Source organism: Mucilaginibacter sp. (assembly GCF_041660805.1).
Lineage (GTDB): Bacteria > Bacteroidota > Bacteroidia > Sphingobacteriales > Sphingobacteriaceae > Mucilaginibacter.
Genome location: NZ_JBAZVP010000010.1, coordinates 114,516 through 137,085 on the forward strand (window position 1 = coordinate 114,516; position 22,570 = coordinate 137,085).

The window sequence follows — 22,570 nt, forward strand, 5'->3', positions numbered from 1 at the left end:
GCTGCTGATAGTTAAACTACCTATGGCTAAGATTGCATTAATTACAGGAGCAACCGCGGGGATAGGCGAGGCCTGTGCACACACCTTCGCCCGCGAAGGATATAACCTTATACTTACCGGCCGCCGTATGAATCGGCTGGAAGACCTGGCCCAGCAACTGAATAATAAATACAATACTGAAATTGCTGTATCATCATTTGATATCCGCAGCAGGGAGCAGGTAATAAGCAACCTGGAAGGTTTACCCGTTGAATGGAGAAAGGTTGACGTGCTGATAAATAATGCCGGCCTGAGCCAGGGTTTAGACCCGATAGATAAAGGCAGCTACGATGATTGGGACACTATGATTGATACCAATATAAAAGGGTTGCTGTACACAAGCAAAGTAGTTAGTAATTGGATGATAGCTAATGGATCAGGCCATATTATTAACCTGGGCTCAATTGCCGGTAAAGAGGTTTACCCCAACGGGAATGTATATTGCGCTACCAAGCACGCTGTTGATGCATTAAATAAAGGTATGCGGATGGATCTGTTGCAATACGGTATAAAAGTTACTGCTATACATCCTGGCGCTGTTGAAACAGAATTTTCTGAAGTGCGTTTTAAAGGCGATAAGGACAGGGCAAAAAAGGTTTACGATGGTTTTGACCCGCTGGCTGCACAGGATATTGCCGATACCATTTGGTTTGTAGCATCGCGCCCGGCACACGTTAATATAAACGATCTGGTAATTATGCCAACCGCGCAGGCATCGGCAACAAATATATTTAAGCGGTAGAGGTGCGGATATGCAGATTTCAGATATGCAGATAAAGCTTCAATCACTAATTCATTAAATCAGGAACTCACTAATTCAACAATATGTCACTCATCACACAAATAGACCAGGATATAAAACAGGCCATGCTTTCAAAACAGGCAGATCGTTTACGCGCATTGCGTGCTATTAAATCGGCTTTATTGCTGGCTAAAACCGAAAAAGGAGCGTCTGAAGAATTAACCCAGGAGGCCGAAATTAAAGTGCTTCAAAAACTGATCAAGCAACGAAAAGAATCGGCAGATATATATAAGCAACAAAACCGGGAGGACCTGTACGAGATTGAAATGGCAGAGATGTATGTGATAGAACCATATTTGCCGCAGCAAATGAGCCGGTTTGAGATTGAGGGTTATGTACAGGAATTAATTGAAAGGCTTGGGGTAACCTCCGTTAAAGATATGGGCAGGGTAATGGGTGTGGCCAATAAAGAGCTTGCCGGCCGTGCCGATGGTAAAACCGTATCTGAGATAGTAAAACAATTGTTAGGATAAGTATTAGTTTGCTGAGAAGTAACCCGATGAATTAAATTTAACCTAATTTTGCAATATTTAAACCGATGTTTAAAATGGTCTGCTATATTTACAATAACCAAAACTTATAACAATTATATATGGATTACGTGCTCAAGGAAGAAAACGGTTTTAATTACATCGAAGCTGGTGAAGGTGAAACGCTGTTACTTCTGCATGGTTTAATGGGTGCATTAAGCAACTGGGAAAAGGTTGTTGAGGAGTTTAGCCCTAATTACCGTGTTATATTACCTATTTTGCCTATTTATGATCTGCCGCTGTTAACCACCGGTGTGCGTAGCTTATCTAAATTTATTCATAAATTCATAAAATTTAAAAAGCTAAGTAACGTAGTACTATTAGGTAATTCATTAGGTGGGCACGTGGGGCTAATATATGTACTGGCACATCCGGGTTATGTTAAAGCTTTGGTTTTAACAGGTAGTTCGGGTTTATATGAAAATGCTTTTGGAGGTTCATTTCCGAAAAGAGAAAGTATTGACTTTGTTAGAGAAAAAGTGCAATTTACATTTTATGATCCTAATACAGCGACTGACGAATTGGTTAATGAGGTTTTTCAGACCATTAATGACAGGCATAAAGTTATACGCATACTGGCCATGGCAAAATCGGCCATACGCCACAATATGAAAAAAGATTTGCGTAAAATTACAATGCCGGTATCGTTAATTTGGGGTCGTGATGATAAGATTACACCACCGGAAGTTGCAGTTGAGTTTAACGAATTGTTACCAAATGCCGAACTGCATTGGATAGATAAATGCGGGCATGCGCCTATGATGGAGCAACCTGAAGAATTTAATAAGTATCTTGCAATGTTTTTAAATAAAATCAAAAAATAAATATGCTTGCAGTTGAGTTTATATCTACAGCGATACCACCGGTACACACCTCTGATACTATACAGAAGGTGTATGATCGTATGGCGGAGTTTCGTGTAAGCCATTTGCCAATTGTGAATGAAGAACAATTTCTGGGGTTGCTATCAGAAGATGATTTGATAGAGGAAGCAGACTATACAGTTTCAATTGGGTCGCTGGCTTTATCGCTGGTAAACCCTTATGTGCTCGAAGATCAGCATATATATGATGTTATCCGCCTGTTTTATGAACGCCAGTTAAGTGTTGTACCGGTGCTGAATGCCAAGAAGGATTATTTGGGGCTGATATCTATCAATACCATGAACGAGTATTTTGCTAAGCTGACATCGGTTTCTGACCCGGGTGGCATCATTGTGCTGGAGGTTGATAATAAAAATAATTCGCTGGCACACATGTCTCAGGTGGTAGAGTCAGACAATGCACAGGTGTTGAGCTCCTACACCCGCACTTTTCCTGATTCCACCCGGATGGAGGTTACACTTAAAGTGAATAAGCAGGATATCTCAAACATTACCGCTACCTTTTTGCGTTACGGCTATGACATTAAGGCCACCTTTAACAATACCGACCATAACGATAACTCTATGGATCGTTTTGATTCGTTCATGAATTATTTGAACTTGTAAAAGTACTTATGAACATAGCAGTTTACGGCAGGCAATTTAATGATCCATCGGTGTTTCCATACATCCGCCAGGTATTTGATTCTCTTGTATTGCATAACGTAAATATTTACCTGCATCCACAACTTAATGAAAAGTTGCAGGGCAATGTAGATACAACTGCGTATAACGTGTTGGAGTGCACCAACGCCCTTAAAGGTTTTATAGATATATTTATTACTATTGGCGGCGATGGCACCATGCTGGATATGGTAACCCTCATTCGTGATTCGGGTATCCCGGTAATTGGAATAAATTTTGGCCGGTTAGGGTTTTTAGCCAGTATCAACAAAAATGATATTGCGGCAGCCATACACGCGGTAGTAAACAAAGAGTTTACAATTGATAGCCGCGAGCTGCTGGTTATTGATTCAGACCAAAAGATCTTTGGCGATGATAACTTCGCCCTAAATGATGTTACCATACACAAGCGTGACGATTCGGCAATGATAACCACGCATGTATCCCTGAATGACGAATTCCTGAATTCTTACTGGGGCGATGGTATCATTATATCTACTTCAACAGGTTCTACAGCTTATTCGTTAAGCTGCGGTGGCCCCATCATCTTCCCGCAATCAAACAGTATAGCGCTAACCCCCGTTGCACCCCATAATTTGAATGTAAGGCCCATCGTATTGCCAGATACCAGCACATTATCTTTTGAGGTAGAGTGCAGGGGAACCAACTACATTGTATCATGCGATAGCCGTACGGTCATCATCGATAAAACCATGAATTTCAGGGTGTATAAAGCAGGTTTCCAGCTAAATTTGATCCGCTTAAATAATGAAAGTTACTTATCAACGTTAAGGAACAAGTTATTATGGGGTTTGGATGCCCGTAATTATTAAATTTGCCTTAATGCAAAAACTTTTAACAGTAATTTTTTTTATATTTATTTCTGTTAGCGCAAGTGCCCAAACCTGGGAAATTGGCGGTGCTATAGGTGGTGCCGGCTATATAGGTGATCTTAATACCAGTAACCCCATTAAGCCAGGCGGTGGATCTATAGGCGTATTCTTTAAACGTAATTTTAATGGCTACCTCGCAGCAAAACTAAACTTTACTTACGGCCAAATTAGTGGTGCCGATAGCACATCAGGCAACCAGCAGGTTCGTGAACGTAATTTAAGTTTTGTTGATCCTTTAAAAGAGCTGAGCCTGATGGCCGAGTTTAACTTTATGAAGTACATACCCGATGTCACAAAAAACAAATACACTCCTTATATTTTTGTAGGTGGGGGCATAACCTCGTACGCACCAAGGGCCAACTACAATGGAGTGAAGATAGGCCTGCGCAGTTTATTAACCGAAGGGCAGGCCAGGCCATATAAAGAATACGCTATTGTAATACCTTATGGCGCAGGCTTTAAATACAACTTTGCAGGTAAGTGGACTGTTGCCGCCGAACTAGGTTACCGCTATACTAATACCGACTACCTGGACGATGTAAGCGGTGTATATGCCGATAAAAGCAAACTCCCCAGCCAAACATCAATTATCTTGTCTGACCGCTCTGGTGAGCGTAGCGGTGGTAGCTACATAGGCTCCCCCGGTTCTCAACGTGGCGATTTTAAACCCCGCGACATTTACATGTTTGCAGGTTTTACCGTTTCTTATACTTTTGTTACTCAAAAGTGCTATTTTGAGAATTAAATTCTGAGTATATAATATATTTCAGTATTTAATTCTGCAATATGAAACAAAACATTAATTTTAAGCGTTTAATAATTAATTAACCAAATTATAAACCTTAAACTTATTGTCATGGCCGAATTAACCGCAACCCCACAAAAATCAGGCAACAAAACCCGTACAAAAAAAGCACCACTCAGGGTAGATCTTACTGCAATGGTTGATCTTGCATTCCTGCTGATCACCTTTTTTATTCTTACAACAACACTTGCCAAACCAAAAGCTATGGATGTAGTAATGCCGGTAGGTGATATACCGGGCGGCGTGTCAGACCTCAGAACCATGACCATTTGCCTGGGTAATAACAATAAGGTAGTATATTATTTAGGCGCTGCAGATAAACAAATAGTAACGGCTACCTTAACTAATTACGGCAGGCAAGGGCTGCGCAAGGCCATAGTAAATATGAGGGGCAAGGTGTTGCATGATACAGGTAAAAGTATGATAGTACTTATTAAACCCGCCCAAAGTTCTGTTTACGAAAACCTGGTGAACGCGCTTGATGAAATGAAGATAACAGGTATACAGCAATACGCCATTGCCGATATAGCAGCAGCAGATATTAATTTATTGAAAAGTAAACAGGTTTATTGATATTAGTTTTATAATTATATGGCACCATAGCATAAAAACTATGGTGCTTTTTATTTGTAAACGTAAGCAGGATTATTGCTTCCGGGAGTAGGTGACAGATAGGTGATTAAAGGCTTTATACTCAATTATTACGGCAACTTGCTACCTGTTACACATCATTTGTAACTAAAAAAACCAATTTATTTCTTTTTCACTGCATACTAAAATAATACAAAGTAAGTTTTACCTTTGTCACCTGAAAAAAATAGCATAAGTTATTGAAAGCTTTGCTTAAAAGAGGTTTAATTTTAACAAAGCAATGAATTTAATTGCCTTAAAATAGCAGTTAAAACCGCCAGGAAAATGAGTTATAAGGATCAGATTGATTTGCAAAAATTGCCCCGCCACGTAGCTGTTATTATGGATGGCAACGGCCGTTGGGCCAAAGGTAAGGGCAAATTAAGAGTATTTGGCCACCATAACGGCGTGCTATCAGTACGTGATGTTGTTGAGGGGGCAGGTGAACTGGGTATTGAATATTTAACCCTGTATACCTTTAGCGCCGAGAACTGGAACAGGCCAACGTTTGAGGTTAACGCTATTATGGAACTGCTTATCAGCACAATTAATAAAGAGATAGCAAAGCTGATGAAAAACAATGTGCGCTTAAATGCCATTGGCGATTTAAACCAATTGCCGGCAAAATGCCACAAGGAGTTAAACAATGCTATTGAAAAAACATCAGTAAACACAGGGCTGGTGCTAACTCTGGCGTTAAGCTACAGCTCGCGCAAGGAAATTATGCAGGCAGCTGTTAATCTGGCCACTAAAGTGCAAAATGGCGAATTGCAACCTGCTGATATTGATGAAAAAATGTTTGAAGATAATTTATATACAGCCGGTATGCCTAATCCTGAATTGTTAATAAGGACGAGTGGCGAATACCGCATAAGTAATTACCTGCTTTGGCAAATTGCCTACGCCGAGCTTTATTTCACATCAAAATTATGGCCCGATTTCAGGCGTGAAGATTTGTATGAAGCTATACTTGATTATCAGAAACGCGAACGCCGTTTTGGTATGATAAGCGAGCAGGTAAACTAAATTTTTTCTTTTAACACTTTTTAACAACTGTATAAATTATTTTTAGCCCACTAAAATATTCGAATGAATAAAGTTTTTTTTGCTATACTTTTCTCTTTTATAAGCGCTACAGCACTGGCACAGGTGCCTTCTGGTATCCGGCCTCCGCTTACTAAATCTATATCTGCCGATAGTTTAAGCTACCTTAATCCTAAAGATTATATTATTGGGGGCATATCAATATCCGGGGCAAAATATCTGGATAAGGATGTATTGTTACAGATCTCAAAATTAAACAAGGGCGATAAGATCAATTTGCCGGGAGAACAAAATGCCAACGTTATTAAAGATCTTTACAAGCAAGGCCTTTTTGATGATGTACAGTTGAATGTTACCCGCATAAACATGGATACCATTTACCTGGAGATTGCCGTTGTTGAACGCCCGCGTTTATCAAGGCTGCACATTACCGGTATCCGCAAAGGCGAAATTGAAGATGTAACCAAAAAGCTTAGTGATAAAACAGGGAAAATTGTAAATGAAAACCTGCTGAGTACTACCACAGCTATCATCAAAAAACACTTTAACGAAAAAGGTTACCTTAATACTACTGTAGATATCAAGCAAACAAAAGACCCGGGAGATGCCAACAGCGTTATACTGGATGTTGCCGTTGATAAAAAGAGTAAGGTAATGATCAACAATGTTATTTTTGAGGGTAACAAGGCGTTTTCAACAGCCAAGTTGCGCAAATACCTTAAAAAGACTCGTAAACGCCGTGTTTATAACATATTTGGTTCTAAGAAATTCAAACAGGATAAATACGAAGAAGATAAAGTATCACTTGTTGAAACCATGCAGGGTAAAGGTTATCGCGATGCGGAAGTATTAAGTGATACAGTTACCAAGCATGATGATAAAACTGTTGATGTTAAGCTAAAGATATATGAAGGGCCTAAATATTACTTCGGTAATATCACGTTTTCTGGTAACGCCAAGTATCCGTCAGATATTTTAACCAGGATCTTACAGATTGAAAAAGGTCAAACTTTTAGCGAAGAAGAATTGAATAAAAGGCTATCGGGCCCCACGCCAAGTAATGATGATGTATCATCGTTATATTTAAATGATGGCTATTTAACCTTTAATGCCGATCCTGTACAAACAAAAATTTATAATGATACAGTTGATATTGATGTGAGGATATATGAAGGCCCGCAGTATACTATTAACCGTGTAATGTTAAAAGGTAATGATGTTACCAACGATAAAGTGGTATTGCGTGAAATACGTACTAAACCAGGTCAGAAATTCAATAAGGAACTGTTAATACGCAGCGCCCGCGAAATTGGCCAGTTGGGTAACTTTGATGAACAAAAAACCGAACCAAAGCCAACAAACATTAACCCGGCTGATGGTACAGTAGATATTATTTATAACGTAGTTGAAAAACCTTCAGATCAGATTGAGCTGTCAGGTGGTTTTGGTGGCGGGCAGCTGGTGGGTACACTGGGTTTAACGTTCAACAACTTCTCGTTACGTAACTTATTTAATTTAAAAGCTTATAAACCGTTACCAAAAGGCGATGGCCAAAAACTAAGCTTAAGGGGCCAGTCAAGCGGCAGAACGTATCAGAACTTCTCGTTCACGTTCTCTGAGCCATGGTTAGGTGGTAAAAAACCTATTTACTTTGCAGTATCTGCTTATACCCAGGGAAGTTCAACCGGCCAGTACTATGCCAAATCAAGCCCTAACTACAATAACCTGCGTATTAATGGTGTAGGTGTAACTTTAGGTAAGCGTTTAAACTGGCCTGATAACTACTTCCAGTTAAACTACTCGTTAAACTTTGACCACTATAATTTGGACAACTATCCGGGTTACCTGTTTAATAACGGTACATCGTACAACATTAAATTAACTCAGGATTTTAGCCGTAACTCGGTTGATGCGCCTATTTATCCAACAACAGGTTCAAACATAAAATTAACGTTACAGGCAACACCGCCGTACTCGTTGTTTAACAGTACTAATTATAAAATTGCTACTCCAGAGCAACGCTACCACTTTGTTGAGTACTATAAAGTGAAGTTTGATGCACAATGGTTTACTAAAATTACCGGTAAGCTGGTATTAATGTCACAAACAAGGTTTGGTTATTTAGGAACTTATAACAGCCAGGTTGGGCAATCGCCGTTTGAGCGCTTTAAACTGGGTGGTGATGGTATGCAGAGCTACCAGTTCTTACAGGGTACTGATATAATTGGTTTAAGGGGTTACGAGAATTTCTCAATTGTGCCCGAAGGATCAAACCTTAATGCCAATACCAACCAGGGTAGTGCCATCTATGATAAGTTTACAATGGAGTTAAGGCACCCGGTTATAGCGGGCCAGTCTGCAACAATATTTTTCCTGGCATTTGCCGAAGGCGGTAACGTGTGGGATAATATAAGTAAAGTAAATCCGTTTAACGTAAAACGATCAGTAGGTGTTGGTGCAAGAATATTTTTACCGATATTTGGTTTACTTGGATTAGACTACGGTTACGGGTTTGACAGGATACCTGGTCAGCCTGATGCGAACAAGGGACACTTCCATTTTACAATTTCACAAACTTTAAGCGGTGGATTTAATTAAATTTGCTAACAGATTTATGAAGAAGATAATATTAATTCTATTTTTTACTTTTACGGCCTTTACCGCTGCGCTGGCACAACGCTTTGCTTATGTAGATTCAGATTATATTTTAAAACATATGCCTGAATATGCATCATCACAAAAGCAACTTGCGTCGTTATCAGATCAATGGCAAAAGGAAGTTGACGGCCGTTTTCAGGAAATTGACCGCTTATACAAAGCTTACCAGGCTGATCAGGTTTTAATGACAGCTGATATGCGCAAACGCCGCGAGGCCGAGATTGTTGATAAAGAGAAAGTGGCTAAAGATTTTCAGCGCTCAATATTTGGCCCCGATGGCGAACTTTCAAAGAAGAGTACTGCATTGATTAAACCAATTCAGGATAGAGTGTCTAAGGCTGTACAGGCAGTTGCCGAAAGTGATAACCTTGACATGATCTTTGATAAGAATAGCGAAGTGATTATGCTATATGCAAGTCCGCGTTATGATAAAAGTAATGATGTGGTAACACGTTTAGGGCTTAAGCCCGGTGTATTTGCCAAATAAAAATTTAAACATAAAATTGAACTATTTTTTTTAAACACCAGAGAACAACAGAAATGAAAAAACTATTTAAAGTTGCTTTAGTTGCAGCGGGATTGTTATTTGCAGGCAACTTTGCGCAGGCGCAAACAAAGGTTGGTTATATCCAATTTGAGCAATTGGTAACTACTTTGCCTGAATACAAAACACTTACATCACAAATTGATGTGTACAAAAAAACGTTTATGGATCAGCTTACTGCTTTAAATACAGAGTTGCAAAACAAAAGCAAAGAGTATCAGGACAAAAGAGCGACCATGACAGATGCTGTACGTGTTGCTAAGGAGAATGAGTTACAGGATTTAAGCAAACGTTTCCAGGATTACCAGAATACAGCTTCACAATCAGTTGAATCTAAAGGTAACGAGTTAATGAAACCATTGGTTGATAAATCCCGTGCTGCAATTACTGCCGTAGCTAAAGAAAAGGGTTATACTTACGTATTAAACTCTTCTAACACAGATTTGATTGTTGCGCCACCGGCCGATGATATGATGGCAGCAGTTAAGCTTAAATTGGGTATTAAATAAGCCAGGAATTTAATTATTTGTAAAAGCGCCCTTATACAGGGCGCTTTTTTTATTTTTGTATATATGGCATCCGGTAAACCTATAGGTGTATTTGATTCAGGTATTGGTGGCCTTACGGTTTTCCGTTCAATTGTTGAGCAATTGCCCGGTTACGACTATATTTATCTGGGCGATAATGGCCGGGCACCATATGGTAACAGGTCTTTCAAAACCATTCACCAGTACACATGGGAGTGTGTGCAATGGATGTTTAAGCAAGGCTGCCCGTTAGTTGTACTGGCCTGCAATACCGCATCAGCTAAAGCATTACGTACAATACAGCAACAGGACCTGCCAAAAGAATATGCAGATAAACGTGTATTAGGCGTTATACGCCCAACGGCAGAGGTTATTGGCAATTATACCCAAACTAAAGAAATAGGAGTAATGGGTACTACAGGTACCGTCCAGTCTGGCTCATACCTCATTGAGATAGAACATTTTTTTCCTGAACTGAAAGTACATCAGCAAGCCTGCCCGCTTTGGGTACCTTTAATAGAAAGCGGCGAATACGATAAGCCCGGCGCCGATTATTATGTGCAGTTGTATATAGACCAGCTAATGCAGCAATCGCCAAATATTGATACCATTTTACTGGCCTGCACTCATTATCCCTTATTAAAGGATAAAATAAAGGCATATTTACCGGCCCACGTTAGTGTAGTGGCCCAGGGAGATATTGTTGCCACCAGCCTGGCTGATTACCTTAACCGCCATACCGGAATTGAACAAATTCTAACAAAAAAAGGTAACCGTCAATTTTATACTACTACTGATGATACCTCCACTTTTGACCATCATGCGTCGCTGTTTTTTAACGATGAGGTAAAGAGTGAGTATGTGGATGTAAGGAAAGGGTGTGAGTAGATGTGCGGATTTCAGATGTGCAGATAAAAGACCAAAATGGGAGCCTGACAAACGGAACGATTAGCTCAAAATGCGGCATAGTGTAACGCACGGGTGGCACTCGCTCTGAAAAAGCACTAACTTAAATAGGGCGGTACCAAGCCGCGACTTTTCTTTGGTTACTTTCTTTTGAGAGAAAAGAAAGTAACAACCACTGACGCTTCATAAATCACTTCCATTACTAACGGAGCTCTGTCATCGGCGATTTAATTATCAATGCAAGGTTACAAACGTCACAGATCAGGATCATCATATAAATCCGTATTATCTCCCCCTCAAAAAAGAACTACCAAACCAGTCAACTATCCCCGGCATTTATTAAGTTTGCACCCAAAGTAAACGCCCTTGAATTTTTACGTTACATATTTTATTATAGCAGCAGGCTTATTTGCTTTTGTAGGGGCTTTTACCCTATTTGGCGTATATGCCGAACGTAAGATAAGCGCGTTCATTCAAAACCGCCTTGGCCCAACAGAAACGGGTAAGTTTGGGAGTTTACAAACCCTGGCAGATATTGTTAAACTGCTGCAAAAAGAGCTTATTATTCCGGCAGCTGCCGATAAGGTTTTGTTCCTGATGGCGCCCGGCATTATATTCATAGCCGTATACCTTGGGTTTGCGGCACTACCATGGGCCCCGGGGCTGGTGCCATCACATATTAACATTGGCTTGTATTATATATTCGCTATCATCTCCATAGAAACTTTAGGCATACTGATGGCAGGCTGGGGATCAAACAATAAGTACTCTATACTTGGTGCCATGCGGTCGGCGGCACAGATCATCTCTTACGAGATCCCTGCCGGGTTCGCCATTATATCTGCCGTAATGATAGCCCAAACCTTAAACCTGCAGGATATTGCTATGCAACAAGGTATTTTATCCGCAGAAAAAACGAAATTCCTGGGGCTGTGGGATGTATCGGCCACGGGTGGTATATTGGCATGGAATGTTTTCCAGGCACCGCATTTGCTTATTGCTTTTGTAATATATTTTATAGCATCATTGGCTGAAAGTAACCGTGCACCATTTGATATCCCCGAGGCGGAATCTGAACTGGTTGCAGGTTTCCATACCGAATTTACCGGGCCGCAGTTTGCACTGGTATTTCTGGCAGAATATTCCATGATGTTTTTAGTATCAATGGTGGGGGTGGTCTTATTTTTAGGCGCGTGGAACACACCTTTACCAAATATAGGTTCAGTAACTTTGGCCACCTGGACAACCGGTACTATTTGGGGCATTATTTGGATATTAATTAAAACCATGTCGCTGGTTGGTGTACAGATGTGGATAAGATGGACGCTCCCACGCTTACGTGTTGATCAGTTGATGAACCTGTGCTGGAAGGTATTAACCCCACTGGCATTTGCCTGTATGTTGATATCCGGCGTGTGGCGGCTGTGGGTAATGTGATAATTGATTTGGGATTTCGGATTTTCGATTTCGGATTTTTTAGAATTTAGAATTTTGTTTAAAAGAACTATAAACGGATTAACTACTGCATGGAAGGGGCTCTCTCTTACCATAAAGCATCTTTTTACGTCAAATTCTAAGCGGGAAATTGTTTCTGTTACCGATGATAATTATTTTAAAAAGCAAAACGATACCAATACCATTCAATACCCGCACCAGGAATTGCCGGTACCAGAGGTGGGCCGTTACCAGTTAGATGTGGAGATTGACGATTGTATAGTATGTGACCTCTGCGCTAAGATCTGCCCGGTTGATTGCATTGATATTGAATCTATAAAAGCTACGGAGGTAATAGGCCAAACGTCTGATGGATCAAAAAAGATGCTTTATGCAGCCAAGTTTGATATTGATATGGCCAAATGTATGTACTGCGGCCTGTGTACCATAGTGTGCCCAACCGAATGTATTGTAATGACCAACCAATATGACCGCACAGTATTTGAGCTGAAAGACCTGACCTACGAATTTTCGGATATGTCGCCCGAGGATGCTGCCGAGAAACGGATATTGCTGGAAAAACAACAAGCCGAAAAGCAGGCCGCTAAATTAGCCGCTATGAAAGCAAAGGAGGGTGGGGCATGAGTTTAGTACAAGTACTATTTTACTTCATGGGCTTTATAACGCTGGCTTCGGCGTTAATTGTGGCAACAAGTAAGAACTTGGTGCGCAGCATATTCATGTTTTTTATAACGCTGTTTGCGCTGGCTGGCTTATATGTTTTGGCCCTTGCCGATTTTGTTGCCGTTACCCAGATAGTAATATACGTTGGCGGTATTTTGGTGCTTATATTATTCGCGTTTATGTTATCAGGCAAAGAGGCATTGGCAGCTGCCCAATTGCAAAGTAACCGTTTCATTAGCCTGAGCAATTTGCCTGCCTTACTGCTTGCCTTATTGTTTTTAGTAGTAATGATAAACGTTATTTTTAAGGCCGATGTTGCTAACCTGCAATGGATAAAAGAAGCAAATGCCGTTAAAAATGTGATCGGTACTAATGAATCGATGATCAGTAATGTCGGCATTAATTTGATGACCCGGTATTTACTGCCTTTTGAAGCTATTTCCGTTTTATTGATGGTTGCTTTAGTTGGCGCCGCCCACTTATCGCGCAAGGAGGACACCAGGGTATGATATCGCTGGTTGATTTTATGATAGTGAGCGCCGTGCTTTTTTGTACCGGCATGTTTATCATCGTATCCAAAAAAAATTCAATACAAATACTTATAGGCATTGAACTAATGCTGAACGCCGCCATTTTAAACCTGGTAGCCTTTGGCAAGTATGACCGTATTAACAACGGCGGGCAAATGTTTGCCCTTTTTGCCATTGTGTTGGCCGCCGCGACAACAGCCGTAGCGCTTGCCATAATATTGAATGTTTACAAACAATACAAAACCATTGATCCTGATAAGATAAAACAACTGAAAGATTGAATAAAGCATTACCATACCAGGATATACAAACGATATACTTTGCCATTGCGGTGGTAGTATTACCTTTTGCTGCTTTTGTAGTTAATCTTTTGTTTTTTACTAAAAGTAAGTTATCCGGCTGGGTATCTACACTGGCTATACTCGTAAGCAGCATACTGGCGGTTATTATATTTACAAGGGTGTGGAATGTGCAACAAATACATGTTAAATACCTATGGTTTATAATTGGCGATAACTATTTATATACAGGTATCCTGCTCAACAACCTTTCGGTATTGATGCTGGGGCTGGTATCTGTAATTGCCTTGCCGGTGCATATCTACTCTACTGCGTACATGAAAGACGATGCAGGGTATAGTCGCTATTTCCAATACCTGAGTTTCTTTTGCTTTAGTATGCTGGCAATGGTTATAATGGATAGCCTGATATTGCTTTATGCCTTTTGGGAACTGGTGGGCTTTTCGTCATACCTACTTATAGGTTTCTGGTTTGATAGGGCAAACGCGGTGCAGGCTAATAAAAAAGCATTCATTATTAATAGAATAGGCGACATTGGCTTACTAACAGCTATCATCATCTTATTTAACCAGTTCCATACATTTGATATTGTGCGATTGTTTAAAGAGGGTGGCCTGATTGCAAATTCTACAATAAAAAATGGATTATGGATTAGCGGTAATATCCAAACACCTATAATATGGCAGTATATTGCCTGTATAGGAATATTTTTAGGCGTGGCGGCAAAATCTGCACAGTTTCCGTTGCATACCTGGCTGCCCGATGCTATGGAGGGCCCAACGTCTGTATCTGCATTGATCCACGCGGCAACAATGGTGGCTGCAGGTGTGTTTTTATTAGGCAGGGTTTATCCATTATTTAACCCGGCAGAATTAACCACCTTAGCTGTTATTGGCTGTTTTACAGCTTTTATGGCAGCAACCATTGCCCTCACCCAAAACGATCTGAAACGCATACTGGCCTATTCAACTATATCGCAATTAGGCTACATGGTAATGGCCATGGGGATAGGGGCTTATGCTACTTCATTGTTCCATTTGGTAACGCATGCTTTTTTTAAATGCTTATTATTTTTAGCGGCAGGTGTGGTTATTCATCAAATTAAACATATTAAAGAGGATAATAATTTAGACATCGATCCGCAGGATATAGCCAATATGGGTGGCCTTCGCAAAAAACTACCATTAACATTTATTACAACCCTCATAGGCGGTTTAGCATTGATAGGTTTACCGCTAACATCAGGTTATCTTTCAAAAGAGGGTATATTGGTACAAGCCTTTGAATGGGCAGAACACAAGGGGAGTATATATATGCTGCTACCTGTTTTAGCAAGCATTACCAGTTGGCTAACCGCTTTTTATGTAGCAAGGCTTATTTTAAAAGTGTTTTATGGCGATATGAATTTGCCTACACTGCACCCCGGTATAAAAATTCATATTGGCGATGGCGGCTGGCGTTATAAACTGCCGCTGGTACTGTTATCGCTTTGTTGCCTGTTTCCCTTATTTTCGTTTAACCCGTTATTGCATACTGATAGCTGGCTGCTTTATGGCTTTTCATCCTATAAAGATTATACCGAAAACATATTTGAGATAATAGTGCCTGTTCTGGTAAATGTGCTGAGCCTGGCTGTAATGTATTATGCTTACACTATTTACATTAAGCAAAGCAGATGGGTTTCATCCCAAACAGGTTTATTATACCGGATATCATTTAATGAATGGTATATTGACAAGTTTTACAACCGTGTTGTTGTGAAATCTGTACTGATACTAAGCGACGCAGTTTTTTGGTTCGACCGTAAGGTTATTGATGGTTTTGTGAATCTGCTCGAAAAAACCGGCGTGTTTATAGCCGGTATTGCCAGCTGGTTTGACCGCCATATTGTGGATGGTATATTACACCTGGCCGCTACAACAGTGCAAGCTATTGGTGGGTTTGCACGCCGTTTTCAAAACGGTAAAGTGCAATACTATTTATTCAGCATGCTGCTGGCAGTAATTGTTGTGTTTATTTTAAAAATACTGATCTGGAACTGATGAACATTTTAACCCTGCTCATATTTACCCCTGTACTGTTTGGATTGATAATCCTGCTGCTGCCATCGTCAATGAGGGCAAGCTTTAAGTATATTACACTGCTTACAACGTTACTGCAGTTGGGTTTCAGTATATGGATGTACCTGAACTTTAAAACAGGCGAGGCTTATGCGGGTATCAGTCACGAGGAGCAATTTCAGTTTGTACAAAAACTACCCTGGATAAGCCTTGACCTGGGTGGTGCGGGTAAAATGCAGATTGAATACTTTGTAGGTATTGATGGTATATCGGTAACGCTGCTGGTAATGACATCATTGGTAATGGTAATAGCAGCCATTGCATCATGGGAAATTACCAGTAACCTAAAAGGGTTCTTCGCGCTTTTCCTGCTGTTGGATATGGCTGTTGTGGGCGTTTTCTGCGCGTTAGATTTCTTCTTGTTCTATACTTTTTACGAGTTGATGCTGTTACCATTATATTTCCTGATTGGGATGTGGGGCGGCGCACGGCGCGAGTACGCGGCTATTAAATTTTTTTTGTATACCTTATTTGGTTCGGTATTTATGCTGCTGGTAATGGTGGGTTTGTACCTGTCTGTAAAAGATCCGGTAACGGGTAATCACACCTTTAACATGATACAGATGATGAACCCTAAAAATTATATTGATGGTTCAGTATTCTCTGTGTTAAGCCACCAAACTATATTAGGCATGCCTGCACGAACAGTAGGTTTTGTGGTACTATTTATCGCGTTTGCCATAAAGGTGCCCGTGGTGCCATTGCATACCTGGTTGCCCGACGCGCACGTGGAGGCGCCAACTCCGGTATCAATCATTCTGGCAGGTATCCTGCTTAAGATAGGCGGATATGGAATAATCCGGATCTGCCTGGGTATTTTCCCGGATGTTGCATATTCCGGTGCTTATTGGTTAGGGTTGCTTGGTGTGATCTCCATTTTATACGGAGCGTTCAACGCCCTTGCCCAACGAGATCTGAAACGGATGATCGCTTATTCATCGGTATCGCATATGGGTTTTGTTTTGTTAGGCATTGCTTCCCAAACAGCCGAGGGAATCAGCGGTGCCGTACTGCAAATGGTTAGTCACGGTTTCTTATCAACCATGCTGTTCTTCCTGGTTGGTGTAATTTATAACCGGGTACACGACCGCGATATTTACAACTTCCGCGGATTAGGGACTTTAATGCCAAGATATACCGTTTATGTAATGGTAGCATTTTTTGCCTCACTTGGTTTGCCCGGCTTCTCTGCATTTGTGGCCGAAGCATTTTCACTGGCAGGCGCATTCAAATCACATAATGTTAATGGCTTGCTGCCTTACTGGATGGCCGTTTGCGGTGCGGTAGGCATCTTGCTAAGTGCCGCTTATTTCCTTTGGACGCTGCAAAGAATGTTCTTCGGCACCGTATCCCTAAAAGGCGGCGAGATCTGGAAAATAGCCCTGACCGATATTAACTGGCGTGAAACCGCTACGCTATTGCCATTGGCGTTAATTGCTTTGGCATTAGGCGTTATGCCATCATTAGTGCTGGGCAAAATAAACGATTCGGTACTGGCATTAGTTCAATTTACTCAAACTGTATTTCAAAAATAATAAATGAAGTACCTGTTCCCCGAAATATCAAACCAGTTGAGTAATGCTTTAGGCAGTATCCCGTTCTTTATGCCTGAAATTTACATTACCATGCTGTTTGTACTGGTACTGGTAACCGATCTGCTATTCGGGAAAAACTCAGCCAGGCTTTGCCGTACGGTTGCCTGCGCGGGCATGGTAGTGGTTATTTTTAAAGATCTGCAGCAGTTTGAACAAATATTAAACGGTGCACATTTCCTGTTTGGCAATATGCTGTTATTACATCGCACCGCAATTGTTTTTAAGCTGATAATTGACCTGCTTAGCTTTATCCTGCTGCTTTATTTTGCCTGGGATCATCGTTTAAAGGCACATAGAAAAGGACTGTCAGATTTATATACCATCGTGATCGGTTCGGTATTAGGGCTGCACCTAATGATAATGGCGGTTAATATGCTATCTATTTACCTTGCTATTGAATTTGTTTCATTGGCATCGTATCTGTTGGTTGCCTACCGGTCTGAAAATGCTTTTAGTACCGAAGCCGGTTTGAAATACGTTTTGTTCGGCGCCGCGTCATCGGCAGTAATGTTGTATGGTATCTCTTTGCTTTATGGTTTTGGCGGTACGCTTGACCTGTTTTCGGGCCACATGGCCGAGCGGTTAGCCCAGGTTGATGCAATAAGTGTTTCATTCGCCCTGGTGCTGGTGCTTGCAGGTATAGGTTTTAAACTTTCGTTTGTGCCGGTACATTTTTGGGTGCCCGATGTTTATGAGGGCGCTGCCACACCGGTTACTGCATACCTCTCTACCTTACCTAAAATAGCAGCTTTTGCCTTGCTGGTAAATTTTGTAACGCCTTTTGTGTTTTATAACCATTGGAAAGGGTTTGATTTTAGGCTGGTGCTATCAGCAATTGGGATCCTTACCATGATAGCCGGGAATTTCGCCGCCGTTTTACAAAGCAACGTAAAAAGGATACTGGCTTATTCGGGCATAGGGCATACGGGCTTTGCTTTAATGGCATTGGTGACATTTACTCCGCAGGGGTTATCAGCCCTTACTTATTACCTGTTAATGTACGGACTGGCAAACATTGCCGCACTGGCGCTTGCCAACTATTTTGAGAATGCAGAAGGCATAACCGATGTAAAGGATTACAAAGGCCTGGGCTTTAAATACCCATTGGCATCGGTATGTTTTGTGGTGGTGCTTATATCCTTAACAGGCTTGCCGGTAAGTGCTGGTTTTACGGCTAAGCTGTTTGCATTTTCGGCGGTGTACAGTATTTATCAGCAAAACCATGATGTATGGCTGCTGGCGCTGTTAATTACAGGGGCCTTAACAACAGTGGTGTCGCTGTTCTATTACATTAAGGTGCCGCTTAACTTGTTCCTGAAACGGACGGAATTAATTGTTAGCGAAAACAAGTGGTCATACAACCTGGTAATATTATCAACAATAATTGCAATTGCCCTGATTATTTTCGGGATTTTCCCTGATATGCTAATAAAGTACATGTAATTAGTAGTATTTTTTCAATTTTAATAAAAATACGCCGAAAAATTTATAAATTCAGGCCGTTTTTAACCAATCGGCTATTGATTTTATATGAAACGTTACTTTCCCTTCTTCATCATCCTGGTAATTCTAAGTCTTACCTTTCTCTTCCCATCGGTTGAGTACGATAAAACTGTTAAATCGAATTTTAATACAGGCGATATTGCCTGGATGCTAATGTCTACCGCCCTTGTACTGATCATGACACCCGGACTAGCCTTTTTTTACGGCGGTATGGTGAATAAAAAAAATGTGATCTCCACCATGCTTCAAAGTATTGTTTGTATGGTTATTATAACCGTAATGTGGGGGATATTTGGTTTCAGTTTGGCCTTTGGCGATAGTTTAGGAGGCATAATAGGCAATCCATCAACCTATTTTATGATGAAGGGCATGCTGGGTAACGCCAGCTGGAAACTTGCACCAACCATACCATTGCTGCTGTTTGCCATGTATCAGTTAAAGTTTGCCATTATTACCCCCGCGCTTATAACCGGTGCCTTTGCCGAGCGGATCCGTTTCAATTCATACATCATCTTTCTGGTGTTGTTTTCCATATTTATTTTTTCGCCGCTGGCACACGCTACCTGGCACCCTGATGGTGTTTTGTTTAAGCTGGGGGTATTGGACTTTGCCGGTGGTACAGTTGTACATATGTCTGCCGGTTGGGCTGCGCTGGCATCGGCACTATATTTAAAAAGACGTAATGAGGCCAACCATTCGCCTGCGCGTATAACTTATGTAATGATAGGTACGGGTTTATTATGGTTTGGCTGGTTTGGTTTTAACGCGGGTTCGGCATTTGGGGCCAACCATTTGGCGGTAACAGCGCTGGCTACCAGTACAACGGCATCTGCAGCAGCAGGCGTTACCTGGATATTTTTTGATATGCTACGCGGCCGTAAGCCATCCGCAATGGGTACCTGTATTGGTGCTGTTGTTGGTTTGGTTGCCATTACACCTGCCGCAGGCTTTGTAAGTGTACCCCATTCGCTGGCTATTGGTATTATATCTGCTGTGGTAAGTAACCTGGTGGTAGAGTGGCGCACCCGTACCACAATTGACGATACATTAGACGTGTTCCCTTGCCACGGTGTAGGTGGTATGGTGGGTATGCTGTTAACCGGTGTATTTGCCAACCAAAATGTTAACCCTGGCAATACTACCGGCGACGGATTGTTTTTTGGTCATACTCATTTGTTCCTGATACAGCTGCTGGCGCTGGTGGCAACATCTATATTTTCTTTCTTTGGGTCGGTGTTATTACTAAAGATCACCGATATGATCTCTCCTTTAAGGGTATCAAAAGAAGATGAAGTATTAGGGTTGGATATCAGTCAGCATGGCGAAAAACTGTAGATTTTGACAAGGCTATCATAACATTGGTCGTCTGAAACTAATGAGAGGATAGGGGGGAATTATTATATTTGAAATAATAAACCTCAATCACCATGAAAAACCTATTGTCTTTTTTCCTTCTGTTATGTGCTATCACAACCGCAAATGCGCAAGATATCCCTGCGGATAGCGGTGTTTTCTTACTGCACAAATTTGAGCAGCACATAGGCAAGGAAACTTATAAGGTTTATAATTATAAAGATTCTAAAAAGTATGTGGTCGATTTTAAGTTTACAGATCGCGGCCATCCAGTACCATTAAAAGCAACGTTGAGGGTAAACCCGGTTGCTGATCCGCTGGAACTGGTTATTAAAGGCAGCACCTCAAGGTTCTCTGCGGTTGATGACTCTATTAAAATAAAAGGCAGTTCCGTTTTTATGCGGGTTAATGATTCATCGTACACAAAAGCTATTAAGCCTTTCACTTTTCCAATTACAGGTTATTCACCGGCCACCGTTCAACAGGTGTTGCTGCAATACTGGAACAATAAAAAACAACCGGCAAGCATCAACACCTTGCCTTATGGTGCTTTACAAATAAAAAAGACAGGGGTTGATGAGCTTACTTTCAACAGTAAAAAAATTACATTTAACCGCTATACCATAAGCGGGTTAATTTGGGGTAACGAGTTACTTTGGACTGATAACGCCGGGAAACTGGTATGTATCCTCACCATTGATGCAGAGGGCGACAAAACCGAAATGATGCGTGAGCAATATGAAATATTATTGCCGGAGCTGATTAAACGCGCTGCAGGTTATGGTATGGAAGCATTTGCTAAAGTTGCGCCGAAACAGAAGGCGGGTTCAGGTATTATCGCTATTAAGGGTGGTAATATAGTTGATGTAGAAACCGGTTTTGCTTTTCCTAACGGCGTTTTGGTTGTAAAAAACGGCAAAATAGCCGGTGTTCACAAAGCGTATACATACCCCATACCCAAAGGCGCGCAGGTTATTGACGCAACCGGCAAAACCATTATGCCCGGCCTATGGGATATGCATGCCCACTTTGAACAAACAGAATGGGGCCCGGCTTACCTGGCAGCAGGCGTAACCACCGTGCGCGATTGCGGTAACGAACTGGGCTTTATTGATGCTATACAAAAAGCGATAGATAGCGGTAAAGGTATTGGGCCTAAGATATTAATGGCCGGCATTATTGATGGTAAAGGGCCAATGTCTCTTGGAATTATACAGGCAGACACTAAAGAAGAGGCCATTAAAGCGGTTGATAATTATAAAGCAAGGGGCTTTGATCAGATAAAAGTTTACAGCTCTGTAAAGCCTGCTATACTGAAAGTAATATGTGATGAAGCGCATAAGGTAGGCCTTACTGTAACCGGCCATATCCCCAGTGGAATGACCCTGAAAAGCGCTGTAGATTCGGGTTTAAACATGGTGAACCATGTGCAATATGTTTATTCGCTTATGAAAAAGAATAAAGACAGGTCTGTGAACTTTGAAGATTCTGTAAGTGTAGCGGCTATAAAATTTATTAAAGACCATAACACGGTTATAGACCCAACAATTGGTGTTTATGAACTGGCTTTCCGTAATGTTAAGGATGATATTACTAAAATGGAGCCTGCGTTTTATACCCTGCCATTACCTTTGCAAACCCAGTTTAAAACAACAGGAGAGGATTCGGCATCAGCGGCAACCAGGCGGCCAATGTTAAACAGTATGAGGCAATTGGTTAAAACGCTTTATGACGCGGGTGTGCCAATTGTTGCAGGTACGGATATGGGTTTCCCTGGTTTTAGTGTTTATCGCGAACTGGAACTTTACGTTGAAGCAGGTTTAACACCGGCACAGGCCATTAAAACCGGCACCATTATTCCCGCACAGGTTATGGGCCTGGATAAAAAGACCGGCTCTATCGCCACCGGTAAAAACGCCGACATTATTATTGTTGATGGTAACCCGTTAAACAATATCCGCGATATTAGGAATGTGCGGGTGGTTATAAAGGCAGGGAAGGTTTATGATCCTTCTACGGTACACAAAATGGTTGGGTTTAGTAAATAATAATGAACCGGGATTTAGCAGATTTTTAGGATTTAGAGATTTTAATTTGATTAGAAGTGTAGGTGTCCTGCTGAGCCTGT

Annotated in this window: 21 protein-coding genes; all 21 read left to right on the forward strand. The window is 41.2% G+C overall.

Annotated features, from left to right (window positions below):
• Positions 1 to 22: 22 nt before the first annotated feature.
• The 21 genes from WC743_RS14705 to WC743_RS14805 all read left to right on the forward strand — a co-directional run bounded on the left by WC743_RS14705 (position 23) and on the right by WC743_RS14805 (position 22,490).
• Positions 23 to 781 (forward strand): SDR family NAD(P)-dependent oxidoreductase, encoded by a 759-nt coding sequence (locus tag WC743_RS14705; RefSeq protein ID WP_373012939.1) that lies wholly within the window; start codon positions 23 to 25, stop codon positions 779 to 781.
• Positions 782 to 864: 83 nt separating this feature from the next.
• Entirely contained in the window at positions 865 to 1,314 is a 450-nt protein-coding gene (locus WC743_RS14710; protein WP_373012941.1) for a GatB/YqeY domain-containing protein, read from the forward strand.
• 119 nt (positions 1,315 to 1,433) lie between these two features.
• Positions 1,434 to 2,195 (forward strand): alpha/beta fold hydrolase, encoded by a 762-nt coding sequence (locus tag WC743_RS14715; RefSeq protein WP_373012943.1) that lies wholly within the window; start codon positions 1,434 to 1,436, stop codon positions 2,193 to 2,195.
• Between the two features lie 2 nt (positions 2,196 to 2,197).
• Positions 2,198 to 2,860 (forward strand): CBS domain-containing protein, encoded by a 663-nt coding sequence (locus WC743_RS14720; RefSeq protein WP_373012945.1) that lies wholly within the window; start codon positions 2,198 to 2,200, stop codon positions 2,858 to 2,860.
• 8 nt (positions 2,861 to 2,868) lie between these two features.
• Positions 2,869 to 3,750 carry an NAD kinase gene (locus WC743_RS14725; RefSeq protein ID WP_373012947.1) on the forward strand — a complete coding sequence of 294 codons (882 nt, stop codon included), beginning with the start codon at positions 2,869 to 2,871 and terminating at the stop codon, positions 3,748 to 3,750.
• Between the two features lie 10 nt (positions 3,751 to 3,760).
• Positions 3,761 to 4,555, forward strand: a complete 795-nt coding sequence (locus WC743_RS14730; protein WP_373012949.1) for a DUF6089 family protein — start codon at positions 3,761 to 3,763, stop codon at positions 4,553 to 4,555.
• A 111-nt stretch (positions 4,556 to 4,666) separates the two neighbouring features.
• Positions 4,667 to 5,188: an ExbD/TolR family protein gene (locus WC743_RS14735; RefSeq protein WP_373012950.1), complete on the forward strand. Its 522-nt coding sequence runs from the start codon at positions 4,667 to 4,669 to the stop codon at positions 5,186 to 5,188.
• Between the two features lie 342 nt (positions 5,189 to 5,530).
• Positions 5,531 to 6,271 carry an isoprenyl transferase gene (locus WC743_RS14740; RefSeq protein WP_373012952.1) on the forward strand — a complete coding sequence of 247 codons (741 nt, stop codon included), beginning with the start codon at positions 5,531 to 5,533 and terminating at the stop codon, positions 6,269 to 6,271.
• Positions 6,272 to 6,334: 63 nt separating this feature from the next.
• Positions 6,335 to 8,887: an outer membrane protein assembly factor BamA gene (bamA, locus tag WC743_RS14745; protein ID WP_373012953.1), complete on the forward strand. Its 2,553-nt coding sequence runs from the start codon at positions 6,335 to 6,337 to the stop codon at positions 8,885 to 8,887.
• A 16-nt stretch (positions 8,888 to 8,903) separates the two neighbouring features.
• Positions 8,904 to 9,434, forward strand: a complete 531-nt coding sequence (locus tag WC743_RS14750; protein ID WP_373012955.1) for an OmpH family outer membrane protein — start codon at positions 8,904 to 8,906, stop codon at positions 9,432 to 9,434.
• Between the two features lie 53 nt (positions 9,435 to 9,487).
• Entirely contained in the window at positions 9,488 to 10,000 is a 513-nt protein-coding gene (locus WC743_RS14755) for an OmpH family outer membrane protein (protein ID WP_373012957.1), read from the forward strand.
• Positions 10,001 to 10,063: 63 nt separating this feature from the next.
• Positions 10,064 to 10,906, forward strand: coding sequence for a glutamate racemase (gene murI, locus WC743_RS14760; protein ID WP_373012959.1), 843 nt, complete (start codon positions 10,064 to 10,066; stop codon positions 10,904 to 10,906).
• Between the two features lie 384 nt (positions 10,907 to 11,290).
• Complete coding sequence (locus WC743_RS14765; protein WP_373012961.1) at positions 11,291 to 12,361, forward strand: NADH-quinone oxidoreductase subunit H; 1,071 nt, start codon at positions 11,291 to 11,293, stop codon at positions 12,359 to 12,361.
• A 54-nt stretch (positions 12,362 to 12,415) separates the two neighbouring features.
• Positions 12,416 to 13,003 carry a 4Fe-4S dicluster domain-containing protein gene (locus tag WC743_RS14770; protein WP_373012962.1) on the forward strand — a complete coding sequence of 196 codons (588 nt, stop codon included), beginning with the start codon at positions 12,416 to 12,418 and terminating at the stop codon, positions 13,001 to 13,003.
• Complete coding sequence (locus WC743_RS14775; RefSeq protein ID WP_373012964.1) at positions 13,000 to 13,551, forward strand: NADH-quinone oxidoreductase subunit J; 552 nt, start codon at positions 13,000 to 13,002, stop codon at positions 13,549 to 13,551. Before WC743_RS14770 ends, WC743_RS14775 begins: the two co-directional genes overlap by 4 nt.
• A complete protein-coding gene (nuoK, locus tag WC743_RS14780) occupies positions 13,548 to 13,853 on the forward strand; it encodes an NADH-quinone oxidoreductase subunit NuoK (protein WP_373012966.1) in 306 nt (101 codons plus the stop codon). The genes WC743_RS14775 and nuoK overlap by 4 nt, the downstream gene beginning before the upstream one ends.
• Positions 13,850 to 15,913, forward strand: a complete 2,064-nt coding sequence (gene nuoL, locus WC743_RS14785; RefSeq protein ID WP_373012968.1) for an NADH-quinone oxidoreductase subunit L — start codon at positions 13,850 to 13,852, stop codon at positions 15,911 to 15,913. Before nuoK ends, nuoL begins: the two co-directional genes overlap by 4 nt.
• The gene (locus WC743_RS14790) at positions 15,913 to 17,526 is read left to right on the forward strand and encodes a NuoM family protein (protein WP_373012969.1); all 1,614 of its coding nucleotides are present in this window, start codon (positions 15,913 to 15,915) and stop codon (positions 17,524 to 17,526) included. Before nuoL ends, WC743_RS14790 begins: the two co-directional genes overlap by 1 nt.
• Before the next feature lie 3 nt (positions 17,527 to 17,529).
• Positions 17,530 to 19,029 carry an NADH-quinone oxidoreductase subunit N gene (locus WC743_RS14795; protein WP_373012971.1) on the forward strand — a complete coding sequence of 500 codons (1,500 nt, stop codon included), beginning with the start codon at positions 17,530 to 17,532 and terminating at the stop codon, positions 19,027 to 19,029.
• Positions 19,030 to 19,116: 87 nt separating this feature from the next.
• Positions 19,117 to 20,424 (forward strand): ammonium transporter, encoded by a 1,308-nt coding sequence (locus WC743_RS14800; RefSeq protein ID WP_373012973.1) that lies wholly within the window; start codon positions 19,117 to 19,119, stop codon positions 20,422 to 20,424.
• A gap of 92 nt (positions 20,425 to 20,516) precedes the next feature.
• Positions 20,517 to 22,490 carry an amidohydrolase family protein gene (locus WC743_RS14805; RefSeq protein WP_373012974.1) on the forward strand — a complete coding sequence of 658 codons (1,974 nt, stop codon included), beginning with the start codon at positions 20,517 to 20,519 and terminating at the stop codon, positions 22,488 to 22,490.
• Positions 22,491 to 22,570 lie beyond the last annotated feature (80 nt).